General features: G+C 49.1%; 11 protein-coding genes and 2 rRNA genes. 9 read left to right on the top strand and 4 right to left on the bottom strand.

Annotation, left to right across the window (positions count from 1 at the left end; all coding sequences use genetic code 11):
- Together HYT76_08335 and rrf are read left to right on the top strand one after the other, a co-directional pair.
- Positions 1 to 395, top strand: a 23S ribosomal RNA gene (locus tag HYT76_08335); the annotation flags it as partial.
- A gap of 259 nt (positions 396 to 654) precedes the next feature.
- Positions 655 to 770, top strand: a 5S ribosomal RNA gene (gene rrf / locus HYT76_08330).
- 94 nt (positions 771 to 864) lie between these two features.
- Here rrf and HYT76_08325 read toward each other — a convergent pair.
- Positions 865 to 1,257, bottom strand: a complete 393-nt coding sequence (locus HYT76_08325) for a hypothetical protein (protein MBI2083562.1) — start codon at positions 1,255 to 1,257, stop codon at positions 865 to 867.
- A 407-nt stretch (positions 1,258 to 1,664) separates the two neighbouring features.
- Here HYT76_08325 and HYT76_08320 point away from each other — a divergent pair, with 407 nt between their 5' ends.
- Positions 1,665 to 5,465, top strand: a complete 3,801-nt coding sequence (locus HYT76_08320) for a hypothetical protein (GenBank protein MBI2083561.1) — start codon at positions 1,665 to 1,667, stop codon at positions 5,463 to 5,465.
- A 68-nt stretch (positions 5,466 to 5,533) separates the two neighbouring features.
- On the opposite strand, the gene HYT76_08315 is transcribed toward HYT76_08320, so the two are convergent.
- The 3 genes from HYT76_08315 to HYT76_08305 all read right to left on the bottom strand — a co-directional run bounded on the left by HYT76_08315 (position 5,534) and on the right by HYT76_08305 (position 8,625).
- Complete coding sequence (locus tag HYT76_08315; protein ID MBI2083560.1) at positions 5,534 to 5,920, bottom strand: hypothetical protein; 387 nt, start codon at positions 5,918 to 5,920, stop codon at positions 5,534 to 5,536.
- Between the two features lie 105 nt (positions 5,921 to 6,025).
- Positions 6,026 to 7,186 (bottom strand): acetyl-CoA C-acyltransferase, encoded by a 1,161-nt coding sequence (locus tag HYT76_08310; protein ID MBI2083559.1) that lies wholly within the window; start codon positions 7,184 to 7,186, stop codon positions 6,026 to 6,028.
- 215 nt (positions 7,187 to 7,401) lie between these two features.
- The gene (locus tag HYT76_08305) at positions 7,402 to 8,625 is read right to left on the bottom strand and encodes a hypothetical protein (protein MBI2083558.1); all 1,224 of its coding nucleotides are present in this window, start codon (positions 8,623 to 8,625) and stop codon (positions 7,402 to 7,404) included.
- A 109-nt stretch (positions 8,626 to 8,734) separates the two neighbouring features.
- Here HYT76_08305 and mutL point away from each other — a divergent pair, with 109 nt between their 5' ends.
- Genes mutL through HYT76_08275 form a run of 6 tightly spaced genes read left to right on the top strand, consistent with a single transcriptional unit; the run spans position 8,735 to position 16,238 of the window.
- Entirely contained in the window at positions 8,735 to 10,477 is a 1,743-nt protein-coding gene (gene mutL / locus HYT76_08300) for a DNA mismatch repair endonuclease MutL (GenBank protein MBI2083557.1), read from the top strand.
- Entirely contained in the window at positions 10,456 to 11,358 is a 903-nt protein-coding gene (gene miaA, locus HYT76_08295) for a tRNA (adenosine(37)-N6)-dimethylallyltransferase MiaA (GenBank protein ID MBI2083556.1), read from the top strand. The genes mutL and miaA overlap by 22 nt, the downstream gene beginning before the upstream one ends.
- Positions 11,359 to 11,418: 60 nt before the next feature.
- Entirely contained in the window at positions 11,419 to 11,955 is a 537-nt protein-coding gene (locus HYT76_08290) for a ubiquinol-cytochrome c reductase iron-sulfur subunit (protein MBI2083555.1), read from the top strand.
- Positions 11,922 to 12,755, top strand: coding sequence for a cytochrome b N-terminal domain-containing protein (locus HYT76_08285; protein ID MBI2083554.1), 834 nt, complete (start codon positions 11,922 to 11,924; stop codon positions 12,753 to 12,755). Before HYT76_08290 ends, HYT76_08285 begins: the two co-directional genes overlap by 34 nt.
- Positions 12,755 to 13,558: a cytochrome C gene (locus HYT76_08280; GenBank protein MBI2083553.1), complete on the top strand. Its 804-nt coding sequence runs from the start codon at positions 12,755 to 12,757 to the stop codon at positions 13,556 to 13,558. Before HYT76_08285 ends, HYT76_08280 begins: the two co-directional genes overlap by 1 nt.
- Before the next feature lie 22 nt (positions 13,559 to 13,580).
- The gene (locus tag HYT76_08275; GenBank protein ID MBI2083552.1) at positions 13,581 to 16,238 is read left to right on the top strand and encodes a c-type cytochrome; all 2,658 of its coding nucleotides are present in this window, start codon (positions 13,581 to 13,583) and stop codon (positions 16,236 to 16,238) included.
- Positions 16,239 to 16,275 lie beyond the last annotated feature (37 nt).

Below are 16,275 nucleotides of genomic sequence, written 5' to 3'. Positions count from 1 at the left end.
CCTGGGGCTGAAGTAGGTCCCAAGGGTTGGGCTGTTCGCCCATTAAAGCGGTACGCGAGCTGGGTTCAGAACGTCGTGAGACAGTTCGGTCCCTATCTTCCGTGGGCGCAGGAAATTTGAGAGGAGCTGTCCCTAGTACGAGAGGACCGGGACGGACGGACCTCTGGTGGACCAGTTGTCACGCCAGTGGCACAGCTGGGTAGCTATGTCCGGATGAGATAACCGCTGAAAGCATCTAAGCGGGAAACTCGCCTCAAGATACGATTTCCCGTCTCGTAGCAATACGGGACTAAGACCCCTCGTAGACGACGAGGTTGATAGGCAGCAGGTGTAAGCGCTGTAAGGCGTTCAGCCGAGCTGTACTAATCGGTCGAGAGGCTTGACCAATTATTTTTCGACTGCGGTAAAGGGCTGCAGGTATAAAAACCTGCAGTCCCTTTCCCGACAGTCTCTATGACATATTGCCGATTGGCGTCTGTCATAGTCTTTTGAATGCTCAACTGTTCTTTGTGCAAATGAATATATAGGATAACGAGAAACCTCGGATACGAGGCGGGCTGTCGAGGTGCGACGCAGGCGTACTGTTCCGTACGTCGAGGAGCAACCGAGACGGCCAACGAAGTAGACGAGGATTTATCGTTATCCGATCAAGTTTCCGGTGACCATGCCGAGGGGGTCCCACCCGTTCCCATTCCGAACACGGCAGTTAAGCCCCTCAGGGCCGATGGTACTGTGCCAGAAAGGTACTGGAGAGTAGGACGTTGCCGGGATTAATTTGAACCCCCGGTTCTTAACAGAGCCGGGGGTTCTTTTTTTATTATTCAGTCTTGAGGGCAAATGAATTTTGTGAGCGAGCGATCGGCTTTACCAGATACTACTCGTTCTAGCACAGACAGTGATCAAGCGAACGTTCGCTTCTTCGTAGTCATCAACAGACATTCCCTCCATATGAGGAAAAAGCCTGACTCTTCTAAGGCCAGCAGATGTCTTCCTCCAGGCTTTCATATGATCCTCTTCAGTGAGTGCTGTATCTCCGTTGTTGCATGTCGGCATAGTAGGAATGGGTGCCCCTTCTTCTATTCCCAGACAGTTATATCTATCAGTTCCATCCTCCAGATGACACAGAAGTCTAACATCTGCCGTCTTGAAGTAGATGTTTTGACTCTCTGATGGTACCCGTGGCGGCGGTGCCCAGGCGTTGTGTGCGATTGTGATAAGGAGCATAACCAGTGTGAGCCCCATCAAGGTATGTTTCATAGGTCCTCCTTGTTTTGTTGTGTGGATTGTTTGATTAACGGCGAGTGGCAACGCTGTATCAGCACAGGTCTGAATTGTGTACCCCCCCCCCCACTTTTGACAAGGTTTTTTTGAAAATTTAAAATTGTTGATGAAAACGAATCTGTTGCTTGCCAAGGCAGTTTAACTTATCACTTTTCCATAAAGTCATTTTCTACCCATCAGCATCATAACTTCGAGATTTGTATCCGATTATTTTTAAAAGGGTTTCCTGTTAATTTTAGAAAAAAGGGTAAAAAAAAACCCTTTTACCAGAGGGGTGATTAAAAATTATTTAGTAATTTCAAGTATTTGTTAAGATTAATCCATTGGCACCATTTGTGCAACCTCTCCCTCGTTAGCAGCGAACCTTTAAAAGTGAGGTGTCTATGAGAAGGATTCTATTTGTTATCCTGTTTCTTGTTGGTTTGATTCCTCTGGCTCATGCGACCCACTTTCTTGAAGGTGACGTGACGCTCAATGACTCTGCTTACACAGGTTCTACCACTTATGTGAGTCTTTGGTGCTCAGGTTCGAACTGGTCAGGGTGCAGTGCTTGGGCTCAAGTCAATAGTCATGGGAAGTATACGCTGGATGGTGCAACTGATTCTTATAACTGTTGCTCTTCGACCTATTCGGGGAGAACTTGGGATCGATGTCAGATTTACGCCTACCAATGGGAAAAGACCGATGTCGCGAATAGCTTGTATAGTGATGTGACCTTTGACTGCTCCACACCCGCTACAAAAAATATCGCCCTCCGTTCAAAAGGCAAAAAAATTAATATGACCGTGACCGCAGGGGGGCAAGCAACGACCGGTGTTTCTGTCTCTTGTTATGAGAGTGGGGGGAGTTATTCGTCAAGCTGGATTGATAATTGTACTAATGGTGTTTGTGAAGTTCCGGCGTTGGCAGGTACCTATACCTGTAGTGCCTATTGTCGTTGGAGCACGTGGGGTTCAGACTGCCCTTATGGGGGATATCCTTCAAAGTCAGTAACCATTGGTGCCAGTGATACCTCAGTCTCACTGAACTTAGATTTTAGTTTGAAGAACAAAACAGTCCACGCCTGTGTTTATGCCGGTGATAATCTTGTCAGCCGAGACATTACGGTTTCTTGTAATTCCCAGGGTTCGGGTACCTACATCTACGGCAGTGATTCTACCGCTGATTCCGATGGTTGTTACACGATCAAAGTGGGGGCGGGGTCATTCTATTGCTCTTCTTACTGTAACAAATGGCCTTGCGATGAATATAAAGGAAGTCCGAACACCACCGTCACACTCAGTGATTCCGATACGAGCAGAGATATTACATTAAGATACGAACTGCCGGACAAAAAGATTCGGGTGACCCTCAAGGCAGGAGGGAGCACTTTTACATCAGGCATGACTGTTTCTTCTTATAAACAGGGGGGTGATTGGAGCTATTCCTCAACATCAACCCCAACAAGTGGCGGATATTATGAACTTACGGTCGGAAATGGCACCCATCAGATTTCTGCCTATCCCAACAATTACCAGAACAGCGAGGTTTCAGGATATCCCCAAGGAAAGGTTTCCTTTTCCAGCGCCGATGCTGCTGGGACAGTTGCCAATGTGACGCTGACATTTCTTAAAAATGATGCGACGGTTGCCGGATCTGTTTCCGACGGGGCGAACTATATTCCCGGTGTTTGGGCGAGTCTCAATGCCCATGATGTAACGAGTCAGACCGGCAGCTCGACGGGGGCCCTTGTCATCAAAAATTATGAAGCGACAAGCGGTTCCGCTTCTTCCTCGCAGGTTTACGCCTCGGCCTCTACCGCTTCAGACGGTTCTTTTTCTGTTCGTGTGCCGGCAGGAACTTATTCTGTCTGTGTCTGGCCACCATGGGATCGACAGGATCTGGCACAGACCTGTGAAGAAGTGGTGGCACAAGCAGGTGGTTTGACCACCGTCAGTCTTATCATGGAAAAGAAGACCGGTCGGATCAATGGGTGCGTGACCGACTCAAGTGGACGGGGGGTTAATGCCTATGTGAACTGTTGGAGTTATAATGGATCAACAAGTCAAAGTGACTATCTTTGGAGGCAAACAGACAGCAGCGGTTGTTTTTCTGGTAATGCAGTTGAGGGGAGGACCTACAGTTGCACGGCGAGTCCGAATACCTGGAACGACCCCTCCTCGACTTTTTGTGGGTATACGAATGAAGGACAACAGTCAGTCACAGCGACTTCCTCAGCACAAACTGTTAATTTTACGGTTCCTTCCTGTGACTGTGCACTCAACCTCAATGTTGTGAATGCGCTGAATGAGACGATTTCTCTGAATGGAAGTCTCGAGTGTCGACCGAAGACGTTTAGGGCAGGGGAGTATTATTACGGTGTCTGGGGACAAATGACTTCAGGAACAGGAACTCTGGATGTGGAGAAGGATCGTGAGTTTACCTGCAGGACATGGTTTTGGGATTCAAGCTATACAACGGCGGATGAAACGACTTGTACATGCTCAGGGAGTTCAAGTTCTTGTTCGATCAGTATCGCTCCAATAATTAATGATGCCATTTGTGGAAGTTATGTAGATGGAGAAGGGAATCCGGTGGAAATGACTAACATCTCTTATATCTCCGTCTATGCGACAAAAGGAAATAACTATAAGACATGCGAGGCGACATCGACCGGCTACTGTTGTGATGTTTCTGAAGGAGCCTGGCAGTTAGGGTATTGGGTCGATTCGGGCAGTGGTTTTACGTCAGGTTCAGCTGGGACAACGACCAATGCAGTTACTGTTCCTGCCTCCGGTGGTGTGACCCATAATTTGACCCTTCTCAATACCTGTTCTATTGCTGTCAGTGTCCTGGATCTCGATTCGAGTGGCAGGCCGAATGTTTGGGTTGAGGTTTGTCCTTATTCGGCCTCTCAGGAAGGGGCCAACTCGTATCAATATTACTATGGTTGTGGGTGGGGAGAGACCGACGGCAATGGGGAGGTCACCGTCAAGGTAGGATGTCCCACAGGGTCGGAAGGGATTACTTATTACGGTAATGCCTATATTCCGTACGGGATGAGAGAGGGACGTAACAATCCGCAGGAGTGCACTGTTCAGGCGGTGATGGGTTCGGTCAATCCATGTATCCTCCAATATGAACAACCGGATGGGCAAATTAATATCGTGGTCAGTAATGGCGAGATTGCCTCGTCGGATCTCTCCGGATTGGCGCTTAAGTCAGGTGCTGTTAAGACGGCGCCGCCATTGAAGGGAGTACTCAACGCCTTGGAAACAGACGCCTCTAATCCATATGCGGTGGCGACGGTTGACTGTTTCTCACCTGCTGGTGGATCGTTTGAGGTGACGACAGATGAAAACGGGAACGCCACTTGCTCCTGCTCTTCAGATGATAAGTGGTTTGTCGTGGCTTACAATATCGTCGGCAATGCCCTCTATGTCTCCAGTGCAACAGAGTGCACCTGTTCTCCTGAGGGTGCTTCCTGCGAGGTCCCGGTTGATTTTGTGACCACCCTTCCGGAGGCACGGAGTGTGACGATTACTGATGCGGCGACAGAGCAGATGTTGATTACACTTTCAGATGGAGCGGAATTCAAATGTGACCAAGGTTGCCTGGGAGATACGGGAGAGGCTGTGACCTGTTCGATGGGTCCTGTGGTCCCGCCCTTTACGCATAATAAGGTGCCCGCTAACTTTTACGGGCACTTCATCAATTGTTATGAAACGGTTGTGGACAGTAACGGAAGCTCGACACGGAACGCGATACAGCAATTGAATACCAATGCCACTATCAAGATTCCGTGTAACAGCAGCCAGCTGACGAATATGGGTCTTACCGAAGATGATGTCCAATGCAGTTACTGGGATCCGGCGACAGGAAGTTACAAGACAAATACCAATTGTGCGGTCGATTGTAGCGTCGGTACTACTTTGTCCGTGAGCCATTTGACCGATTTTGCGATTGTCGGAAATGGTTACCTCGGTGGAATTCAGGGTGAGGACGGTGGAGCGGTCGGGAAAGAGGATGAAACCGCTGGATCCGGTGCCAACCGAGGTGCCGATCTGGGCTCCTGTGGTGGTTGTTATATGTTGAGTTCAGCGGATGGCAAACTGGATGACCGGATCCTTTGGGGATTCATCCTTGCCTTGATTGGGTTGTCCAGGATTCGACGGTTGAGATCGACTTCAGAGAAAAAGAAATAAGGGAATGAAACAACCTTGAGGTGCCTTCCCTCTCCCGATGGAGGAGGGGAGGCACCTTTTGTTGTTTCTTAAGGAAGGAGTCCTTTTGCCTTTTGGTTGTTGTTTGTGGCAAAAACGGCGAGTGCATTAGGACCGCTGGCGCTGACGTAGCAATAATTGATATCGATTCCCGCCTGTCCCATCTTGTGGGTTGCCTCTGCGAAGGAACCGATACGATTTGCCAAGACGGATGTGACGACTTCCTCTTCTGTCGCCGAATACCCTCCCTTTCGAAGCGCCTCCATCGCCTTGGTGTTGTTATCTGTCAGAAACATGAATGTGGCCTTCCCTCCTTCCCCCCAGGCGCAGGCCGCTTGGATCGAGACCCCTTCTTCCTTCAAACAACCGGCTGCCTTTGCCAGGGTCCCTGGCTTGTTCTCTGCTGTTACAGAGATTTCCTTTTGGATCTGTCCCATAAACCACCTCCTTGTTTTGATCCCGAATTCTACTCCTCTCTCGGTGGGGTGGGGTAATGCTTTTTTACTTTTTTATTTAAAGAGGGGCAAGTTCCGTGCCAACGCTCACAACCTCTCAATAATCGTAGCGACCGCCATTCCAAACCCGGTGCAGAGTGTTACGAGTCCATAACGTTTATTGGTTCGCTCAAGCTCATCGAGCACTGTTCCGACGAGCATCGCCCCTGTCGCTCCGATCGGGTGTCCTAAGGCGATCGCTCCACCGTTAACATTGAGTTTTTCCCAACTCGCCCCATCTCCTTTAAGATCATGTAACCATGCCATCGGTACAGGGGCGAACGCCTCGTTGACCTCGTAGAGGTCAATCTGTTTGAGTGTGAGACCTGCTTTCTTCAAAAGCCTTCGGGTACAAGGAATGACTCCCAAAAGCATGTAGACCGGATCATCGCCAATTTGAGCGGTAGCAACAATTCGTCCCCTTGGTTTGAGGCCTGATTTCTCCAGACCTTTCTTTGAGGTGATCAGAATTGCTGCGGCGCCATCCACAATACCTGAGGAATTTCCGGCATGGATCTTCCCATCCGGCTTGAAGGAAGGTTTCAGATTAGCCAAGGTGTCAACGGTGGTTGTTGGTCGCATATGTTCGTCTTTCCCAAAGACAAATTCCTGACCGTCTTGTGTCTTGGCCTTGACAGGGACGATGCTTTTTTTGAACCGGTTCTCTTCCCAGGCTTGCGCAGCACGTCGTTGTGACTCAGCGGAGAATTCATCCAATGATCGCCTGTTGAAGTCATAGCGATCAGCGATCATTTCTGCGGAGATTCCTTGATTGGGGAGGTCTGGATAGCGCTTTTCCAGTTCGGAGTTTCTGATATTCATGTTGAAGTCAATCGCCATCGGGACGCGCGTCATGTGTTCGACCCCCCCTGCAATGATCAGATCTTCCTGGCCTGACATGCAGGCATGGGTGGCGGCGTTGACGGCGGTAAGTCCGGAGCCGCAAAAACGATTCACTGTGTAGGCAGCGACCTCTTCTGGGAGGCCAGCGGCGAGGACCGCCTCACGTGCGATGACATTATCCTGTTCTCCACGCTGGCTCACACATCCGTAAATAACCTCGTCGATCTGATGAGGATCGATCTTGTTTCTCTCGATCAATGCCTTAAGTGGAGTCGCTGCTAGATCGATCGGGTGGGTGTAGGCTAAACTTCCATTTCGTTTTCCTCGAGGTGTGCGGACCGCATCGATGATGAAGGCGTCGATCATGTTGGTTCTCCTTTTTCCACAAAAATTGTTGGAAACCTTGTTGAAACAATTCGTTCCTACCCTTTTTCCTCTTCAAACACAATAAGATGATCCTAATTGCTTAAATATTAGGCAAAAATAGATATTAAAGTTATCCACAACTGTTGGCAATATGTGACAATATGTATAATGTCACTTATAACTGTATAAATTTAAAATGTTTTATCCAATATTCTCTAAACAGGGAGGAGTTGATCAAAGTGCGGCGTATCCTTTTCTTCGATTGAATATCTATATTTGATTTTTTGGACCTCATCCCATTGTTTTACGAAGGGGTGAGTCTGATGACGGAATCCGATACGTCGTGCCCCATCGAGAATCTCCTTTTCCTTCGCCATGAGGCGCTGCTTATTTCTCGCCTTTTTTTCTGGTGACGAGGCATAAATGTAATCTTGTACAAGCTCCCGATATTTTTGAGACCCTGCCTCCTTTGTGCTGTTGGGTGTTGAAAAGGGGTAGATTGTCAGGAGGAGCGAGGGGAGATTATAAAAATAGATCGACATCGGACCTCGTGAGGCCAACATCCAGCCGATTAAGAGAAGACGACTCGGCATCATGGACCAATAAGATCGTATAAATTCCCATTTATAGTAGGACCGGTCTTCGTATTCTTGAGAGCTCCGAATCATGCAGGTACCAATTCCGCTGGCAGCTCCAGTGAAGAATATGAGAAGCCCCAGATAACCCAGAGTTGATCCGCTAAAGAGCGCTCGACCGAGGGTCGGTTTAATAAAATCATCAGGGAGTTTCTCTAACGCAAAGAAGGGAAGAGGCCCCTTCGTGATTTTTTTATAGCAGTGTTCTGTTGTATTGACGGCGATCTGTGTCCCAATCGCGAAAAATGGATTGAAAAAGATCGCGAGACTCCAGGTAGAGACGAACAGATTTGTGCAAAAATCTTCGAGACGATAATTCCGAGGGTTCCATGGGGAAGTGTTCCCGGATGTCGGTCGAAGCATCGCATTTCCAGCTCCGTCAGCTATCATCCGTACCACTAAATTCATCATGAGAGAAAGTGCCGTCCAGCCAATGCTGGCCCTCAGCGGGATTAGTCCCTTTCCCTTCACATATTTGCGATTATTAAGAAAGTGCTGGTAGACTCCACCGGCAATAAGACCGACCTGAAGGATGTTCCGGATCGGATCCCGATATCCGTAGAGACCCGCATATTCCGAATCATTCTGACAGCGCTCACTGAAGCGACGATCGCTCCATTCATCAAGTCGTCCTGTCTTGAAAAAATTGATAAACTTGAGGGGGATATTGATGATGGAATCAACATTTTCAAAAACTCCCGTGAAGGCTACCACAGTGCCTGCGACCAGAAAAAGACCGGTCTTTATACTTCTTGACCGTACATTACACCCCGCAGGGAAGAGAGGTTCAAAAATTTGTCTCAAAGCAGATTCTGGTGTGACAGGAGCTATTGAAGTCATCGATTTTGAGGTTCATCGGACCGAAAACAAAAATGTTTCCAATAGATTTACGGCCGTGTTAGCTCCCCCCAGAATGTCATGCCGCATCAAGAAACTTCCCGAAGATCTGATCTCTAAGATTGCTGCCGGTGAGGTGATCGAACGGCCCGCCTCTGTCGTGAAGGAGCTTGTTGAGAATGCGATCGACGCCGGTGCGAGGAATATCCGGATCGAGGTGGGGGAGGGGGGGCGGCAGTTCATCCGTATTATAGATGATGGTTGTGGGATGAATTCCGAGGAGCTTTTGCTCGCTCTTGAAAGACATGCGACAAGCAAGATTCAAAACTATCAGGACCTCTTTAACATCCAAACCTTGGGATTTAGAGGAGAGGCGCTTCCCTCGGTCGCAGCGGTTTCCTGGATGTCGATTGAGACAAATGATGGATCTAATGAAGGGATACGGATTCAGATAGAAGGGGGAAAGACCAAACATCAAGGGGCCTTTGCACGGGATCGCGGGACAACCGTCGAGGTTCGGAATCTCTTTTTTAACACCCCGGCACGACTAAAATTCCTGAAGGGGCGCGAGACAGAATTTTCTCATATCGCGAATTGGCTCGAGGCGGTCGCCCTCTCGTCCCCGGAAATCGGTTTTATCCTGACCCATCATCTGGCGACAGGTCAGGTTCGAGAGGAGATCCGAACGCCGCCTCGAAAAAATCTCAGGGAACGTATCCGGGATCTCTTGGGTCCGGAGATAGAGGCCTCTTTAAGGCCTATTTCCTGTTCTGGGCGTGCCATGGAGTTGACCGGTTTTGTTTCAGATCACAACGTCACCTCGGCTTTGGCGAAGAGCCTTTTTTTCTTTGTGAATAATCGGTTTGTTCGGGATCGGACACTCCAGCATGCGGTGATGAGCGGTTATGAAAATCTCATGATGAAACATCGGTATCCATGGGTTTTTCTTTATCTGTCGGTCAAGCCGGACGTCGTCGATGTCAATGTTCATCCGACAAAATCAGAGGTTCGATTTGCGCAGGGGAGTTTGGTGCATGATCTTGTCAGGGAGGGGGTGAGAAGAGTTTTACGAGGGGATAAGATCACAGAGCCAGCAAGAGGCGCTTCTCCAATTTCCTGCGAAACTCGCCCAACACCGTCGATTGATTTTCCTCTGGTCCAGGGCTTCCCGGCGGAAAATCACTCGGTTCAAAGGTGGGTCTCAGACAAGTTCTCGGAAATTTCCGAAACACCTCTTGCTGGCTCCTATAAAATCATCGGCCAAGTTCACGCGACCTATCTCCTTTGCGAGACACCAGACAAACTGATTCTGATTGATCAGCATGCGGCGCATGAGCGTATTGGCTTTGAAAAGCTTAAAAAAGAGTTTGAGGCGGGAGAGGTTTCAAAACAAATCCTTCTGTTGCCGGAAACGTTCGAACTCAAACCGTCCGATGCCGAGATCTTACGACTGTATCTCGATGAGCTAAAAAGATTTGGCCTCGAGGTTGATTCATTCGGTCCGAATAGTTTTGCCTTACGGGCGATTCCGACTCTTTTGATGGGAGAGGACTCTGTTACCCTCATTCAGGATTTGATCGAAGAGTTAAAATCGTATGGAAAGTTGACTCCCCTGCAAGAGAGGATCCATGAGGTTTTAGAGACGATCGCCTGTCATCGTCAGATTCGCGCTGGTGATCGACTTCATCAGGAGGAGATCGAGGCGCTTCTTCAAGAGATGACTCAAACCAATTTTTCCTACAGCTGCCCTCATGGCCGGCCCGTAAAAGTGGAGATCTCCTTTGAAGAGATTGAGAGATGGTTTCGAAGAAGGGTATAGTCACTATCATTTGCGGCCCCACCGCTGTCGGCAAGACCGCTTACGCCATTGACCTGGCCCTTAAAGAGAATGCGGAGATCATCAGCGCCGATTCCGGACAAATCTATCGAGGTCTCGACATCGGGACGGCAAAACCAACTGATGAAGAACGACGAGGCGTTCCTTTTCATCTGATCGATATCCTCGATCCCTCGGAACGATTCAGCGCTGCTGATTTTAGAAAGCAGGCCCTCCAAACAATTACCGAGATCCAACAAAGGGGCAAAAAAGTTTTTATCGTCGGTGGAACGGGACTCTACCTCAAGGTTCTTGAAGAGGGGATCTTTGAGGGTCCTTCGGCCGATCCTGAGATTCGGGCTCGATTAGAGGGGGAGATTCGCGAGCAGGGGATTGAACATCTCTACAGGCGACTCCAGAAGATTGATCCCACCGCAGCAAAAAAGATGGATGGTTACAACCGTCAGCGGATCATCCGGGCGTTGGAGGTGTATGAGCTGACCGGGAGGTCGATTTCGAGTTTTTGGAAAATCCCCCCCTCGGTCCCCCTCTTTGACAAAGAGGGGGAAGGGGGAGATTTTGTAAAACTCGGCCTCACCCTCCCCCGCGATGAACTCAATCGCCGTATTGAGACACGCATCGATGAGATGATTCAGAAAGGTTGGATCGAAGAGACAGAGGTTTTACTCAAGAAATGGGGGGCTGAGGCACCCGGTTTGAAGCTGATCGGTTATAGGGAGCTGGCGATCTATCTTGCGGGAAAAACGAAACGCGAGTTGGCGATTGAACTGATCAAGACCGCTACGCGACACTATGCGAAACGCCAGTTAACCTGGTTCAAAAAAGATAAAGAAATTCGTTGGGTAAATCCCTTGACAGCCTAACGCAGCTTGTTAAATACCGCTTTCAATTTTATTAAGTTCTTGTAAACTTTCAAAAAAACAATGCAGACGAACATTCCAGGCAGTGAGAAATTAGTTGAAAAACCGGTCGAGAGGAATCTCTGGACACGTCGAGATTTCTTTGGGTTTGCCGGATGGGGGGCGTTTCTCTCCGCGATCGGTTTGGGGCTCCTCGGTTTTTTGAGACTTCTCTATCCACGAGTTCTTTTCGAACCCTCTCCTGTTTTCAAGGCAGGGAAGATAGAGGATTTTGTGGAGGGAGAGGTGAGTGAGAAATTCAAGGAAGAGCAACGGGTCTGGATTATCCGTGAGGCGGGGAAGATCTACGCGATCCAGGCGATCTGCACCCATCTCGGTTGTACGCCCCGTTGGCTCCCTCTGGAGGGCAAGTTCAAATGTCCCTGCCATGGAAGTGGTTTTACTAAAGATGGTGTTAATTTCGAGGGACCGGCTCCTCGCCCTCTGGAGCGGCTTGCGATTCGTATGGATGAGGAGGGAAATCTCATCATCGATAAAAGCAAGAAATATCTGTATGAGAAGGGGCAATGGGAGGACCCGGAGTCGTTTATCGTTTTATGAATTTGATTCAACTCAAAGCGAAGTATGAAGAAATCCGAAAGACGGTCGTCGATTCCTACGTCTGGAAATCGATCTTTCGTCACGGGTACAAAGACACACCACGAAATCGTGTCTTGATGACCGCATCGAACGTCTTCCTCCACCTCCATCCTTCGAAAATGAGACGGCATGGAATCAAGATCTCTTATACCTGGTGCGCCGGTGGGCTCACCTTCCTTTTTTTCCTCGTAACCGTGGTTACCGGTGTCATCCTGATGTTTTATTATCGACCTGTTGCTGAATATGCCTATGTCGACATGAAGTATCTGCAGTTCGATGTCCCGTTTGGGATGATCATGAGAAACATGCATCGATGGGCGGCCCATCTGATGGTCATTTTGGTCATGCTCCATATGTTTCGCGTCTTCATGACAGGGTCTTACAAACCACCTCGGGAATTTAACTGGGTCGTCGGTGTCTTGCTGCTTGTCTTGACCTTCCTTCTCTCCTTTACCGGCTATCTGCTTCCTTGGGATCAGCTTTCAATTTGGGCCGTTACTGTTGGAACCAACATGGCTCGTGCGACCCCGCTCCTGGGACATGAGGGGCCATTTGCGGCACAGATGCAGGAACTCACCGGTCTTGTGACCCCGCGTTATGATGCTCGGTCGCTTTTGACAGCAGGGACTGTGGTTGGGGCGCCGACGCTGCTTCGGTTCTATGTCTTGCATTGTATCTTTATTCCAATTGCCGCAGCGATATTGATGATTGTGCATTTTTGGCGTGTTCGAAAAGACGGGGGCATTTCGGGGCCACTCTAATGGTAGAACCACATAAGTCAGAAGAACAAATCATTCCCCCCTCTTCATTGAATCCCGACAAGATTCATACCTGGCCTTTTCTTGTTCGTGTGGAGTTTATTGTCGGTCTCCTCGTCCTTATTTTCTTAACCATTTGGTCTATTGCCATTGATGCCCCCCTGGAGGAACCGGCTAACCCGACCAAGACCCCGAATCCCTCGAAGGCGCCGTGGTATTTTCTCGGACTGCAGGAGATGCTGGTCTACTTTGATCCGTGGATTGCGGGGGTTCTGTTGCCTTCCTTGATTATCGTTGGTCTCATGGTGATTCCTTATATCGATATCAATTCGAAAGGGTCTGGTTATTATACCTTCCGTGAAAGACCGTTTGCCGTCGGCATGTACTGTTTTGGGTTTCTGATCCTCTGGATTGCCCTGATTGTCGTCGGGGTTTTTCTGAGAGGACCGGGGTGGAACTTTTTTGCCCCATGGGAGGCGTGGGATCCTCATAAGGTTGTTGCGTTGACCAATGTCGATCTCAACATGTGGCTTGCCCAGACCTTCGGTCTTGATTTTCTAAGAAATCAGGTGGTGGCTGCCTTGTTTGGATTGAGTCTCATTGGCGGTTACTACTCTCTGGGGGCTGTTTTTTATCTGATGAAGGTCAAGACAAATGAGACGCTTCAAAAACTGGGTCCCGTCCGTTATGGAATTGTTGCCTTTCTTTTCCTGACGATGATGGCCCTCCCGATCAAAATGGTTTTGCGGTGGACATTGAATATTAAATATATCTGCGTGCTTCCGTGGGTGGGGATTAACATCTAGGGCAAATATTTCCCGATAATTTATGGCCAAAGAAACCGATCCCATCGAACTCAAATCCTACTCCAAATGGCTCTTTGTCCTGGGTTCTCTCTTTTTCGCTGTTTCTGTCTGGGCCTTTTACAGTGAGATGATCGATCGAAGGAGCTGGAAAAGGTATCAGCGCGAATTTAACACCTTGGAGCTTAAGAGGGTTGAGGAAGAGTATGCCAAGACAAAAGAGGCTTGGGAGATTGAAGATAAACGTCGTGATCAGCTCCCGATGACTGCTGAGAGAGAGGACGATCTTTCGCTTCGTCAGATTCGATTGAAGATCGAACAGGCTGAAGTCAATATGGAGAGTCCGGAGCTTCTAAAAACCAAGGACGAACTCCAAGAGAGAAAGAACCGTCTTTCAGATGGGAAACAACGCTATGGATTTGCGAAGGCGGATCAGGACGAGGTCTTTTACGAATGGAAGCATGCCCTTGAGCACAAGAAAGAGCAGGAGGCGGCCCATTTCAAACAAGAGTATACCGAGTTGGAGGCGAAGATTCGCGAGTATGATCAGAAGGTAAAAGAATTGGAGAGTTGGGTTGCTGAGGTTCAATCGGTCGTCACACGTTATGAGCAGGAATTAAAGAAATGGAAAGACAAAGAAAAGGTTTACCTGGAACCTTTTGATAAACTCGAAAAGAAAAAGAAGGCGATACGGTCAAGGGGCTTGGAGATTCAGCAGGTGGTAATCGATGACCTTGGCAAGGGGGGGGTAATCAGCTGGGGGGCTGTCGATCGCTGTGAATCGTGTCATGTTTCCATGAACCGCGACGGATTCGAAAACGAGAAAAATCCCTTTAAAACCCATCCGCATCGAAGCGAGATTTTTGGTGCTCATCCCATTTCAGAATTTGGTTGTACCACATGCCATCAGGGGCAGGGACGGGCGACCCAAATAAAAGGCGAGCCGATGGAGGAGGGGGATTTCGTTCATGGGTTTGAGCATCATTGGCCCGAACATCTGCTCAGGGGAGATGCCCTCCAGTCAAGTTGCAATAAATGTCATCAGGATCAATGGCAGTTGAATTTTGCCCCTGTTTATTTGAAGGGGAAAAAACTCTTTTGGGATCTTGGGTGTACCGGTTGTCACGCCGTCAAGGGTTTTGAAGAGGCCCAAAAGATAGCTCCCTCTCTCCTCAAGGTTCGGAGCAAGGTCGATCCCGAATGGCTTATTCGCTGGATTAAACATCCTGAGGAATACCTTCCCGAGACCAACATGCCGACCCCCCCTGTTGATATCGATGCGCCCGGCCAGACAGAAAAGATTGCCGCCTATCTCTTGCAATCATCCTCTGCTTACTCGTTTCCATTTGGTCAGTATCCCGGAGGGAGTTCTCAGGAAGGGAAGAGGCTTTTTGAGACGGTTGGCTGCATTGGGTGTCATACCCTGAAAGGTCAGGGAAGTGCTCTGGCACCAGCACTCGATCGGATCATGGAGAAGACAACAGCTGATTGGATTTATAACTGGATCCAGGATCCGAAGACTTACAATCCGGATGCCAGGATGCCCGATCTTCGTTTGACTTCTCAAGAGGCGGCCAACATTACCGCTTTTCTTACCAAAGAAAACCAGGCCCGAAGGGCCGTTGAGGGGGAGGCTCCATCCGGCTCTGCCGGTGGAGGGGGCGACGCTAGCCCCTATGACGACCCTGAAGAGGCGAAGGAGGGATTCCTGCTCGTTTCTCAATTTGGTTGTTATGGGTGTCATGCTATTAATGGTTTTGAAAAGGCCTCCCGACTCTCTGTGGAGCTGACTGATTTTGGAAAGAAAGAGGTATCCCTCCTTGATTTTGGCGATACTGAGGTGCCAAGAAACTGGGAGGATTGGCTCAAAGGCAAGCTCAAAAATCCTCGCATGTATCTCAATGAAAAAACCAGCTCCAAGATGCCCAATTTCCGTCTGAAGGATGATGAGATCGATGCCCTGGTTCTCTTTCTAAAGGGTTTGAAAAATGAAAAAGTCCCGCCTCGCTATTTGATGACCTATCGCCGTCCTGAACAGCAAGCGATTGATGAGGGAAGGCGTCTTGTCGAACGACTCAACTGTCGTGGATGTCATGTGATTGAGGGAGAGGGGGGACTGATTCAGCAACATCTCGCCGAGGGATCTGCATTTCCTCCGATCCTGGATGGGATCGGCGCACGGGTCCGTCCGGAATTTATGTTCAAGTTTTTGAAGGACCCTTCTTTCAAGAAGATTCGGCCGTGGGTCGATGTGAGGATGCCAACATTTGGTTTCGATGATCAGAACACGAATCGGGTTCTTCAATATTTTTCAGGATTGAGTGGTGTGCGATCTGATTTTTATTCTCCGACTCATCCTCCGTCAATGTCGGTGGAGGACAGGGTCGCGGCGGAAAACCTGATTTCGCCTTCTTATTTTAGTTGTTACTCCTGCCATGCACGGAACAATACGCCGCCTCCCGGATCTCCGACTCAATGGGGTCCCGACCTCGCGCTGGTGCGTGAGAGGATCCGACCTGAATTTATTCCGGAGTGGCTCAAGGATCCTCAGAGGTTTACCCCGGGGGTCGTGATGCCCGGTTTCCTCCCGGATGATAGTGCGGCACCGCAAGATATTCTCGGAGGGAATAGTAAGAAGCAAGCTGAAGTTATTCGGGATTATCTCTTGAATTTGAATCCCTAATAGGTCTAAGGTGCGCCGGTTTATGACCAAGTCCGGG

The organism is Deltaproteobacteria bacterium, from assembly GCA_016180845.1.
Classification (GTDB): domain Bacteria; phylum UBA10199; class UBA10199; order JACPAL01; family JACPAL01; genus JACPAK01.
This window is presented reverse-complemented; position numbering and strand designations above follow the sequence as displayed.

Bases quoted from the DNA above. Each gene is read 5' to 3' on its own strand.
- HYT76_08310 (MBI2083559.1), bottom strand. From the start codon at position 7,186: ATGATCGACGCCTTCATCATCGATGCGGTCCGCACACCTCGAGGAAAA.
- HYT76_08285 (MBI2083554.1), top strand. From the start codon at position 11,922: ATGGGAGGACCCGGAGTCGTTTATCGTTTTATGAATTTGATTCAACTC.
- HYT76_08315 (MBI2083560.1), bottom strand. From the start codon at position 5,920: ATGGGACAGATCCAAAAGGAAATCTCTGTAACAGCAGAGAACAAGCCA.
- miaA (MBI2083556.1), top strand. From the start codon at position 10,456: ATGGTTTCGAAGAAGGGTATAGTCACTATCATTTGCGGCCCCACCGCT.
- HYT76_08320 (MBI2083561.1), top strand. From the start codon at position 1,665: ATGAGAAGGATTCTATTTGTTATCCTGTTTCTTGTTGGTTTGATTCCT.
- HYT76_08325 (MBI2083562.1), bottom strand. From the start codon at position 1,257: ATGAAACATACCTTGATGGGGCTCACACTGGTTATGCTCCTTATCACA.
- HYT76_08280 (MBI2083553.1), top strand. From the start codon at position 12,755: ATGGTAGAACCACATAAGTCAGAAGAACAAATCATTCCCCCCTCTTCA.
- HYT76_08290 (MBI2083555.1), top strand. From the start codon at position 11,419: ATGCAGACGAACATTCCAGGCAGTGAGAAATTAGTTGAAAAACCGGTC.
- mutL (MBI2083557.1), top strand. From the start codon at position 8,735: ATGTCATGCCGCATCAAGAAACTTCCCGAAGATCTGATCTCTAAGATT.
- HYT76_08275 (MBI2083552.1), top strand. From the start codon at position 13,581: ATGGCCAAAGAAACCGATCCCATCGAACTCAAATCCTACTCCAAATGG.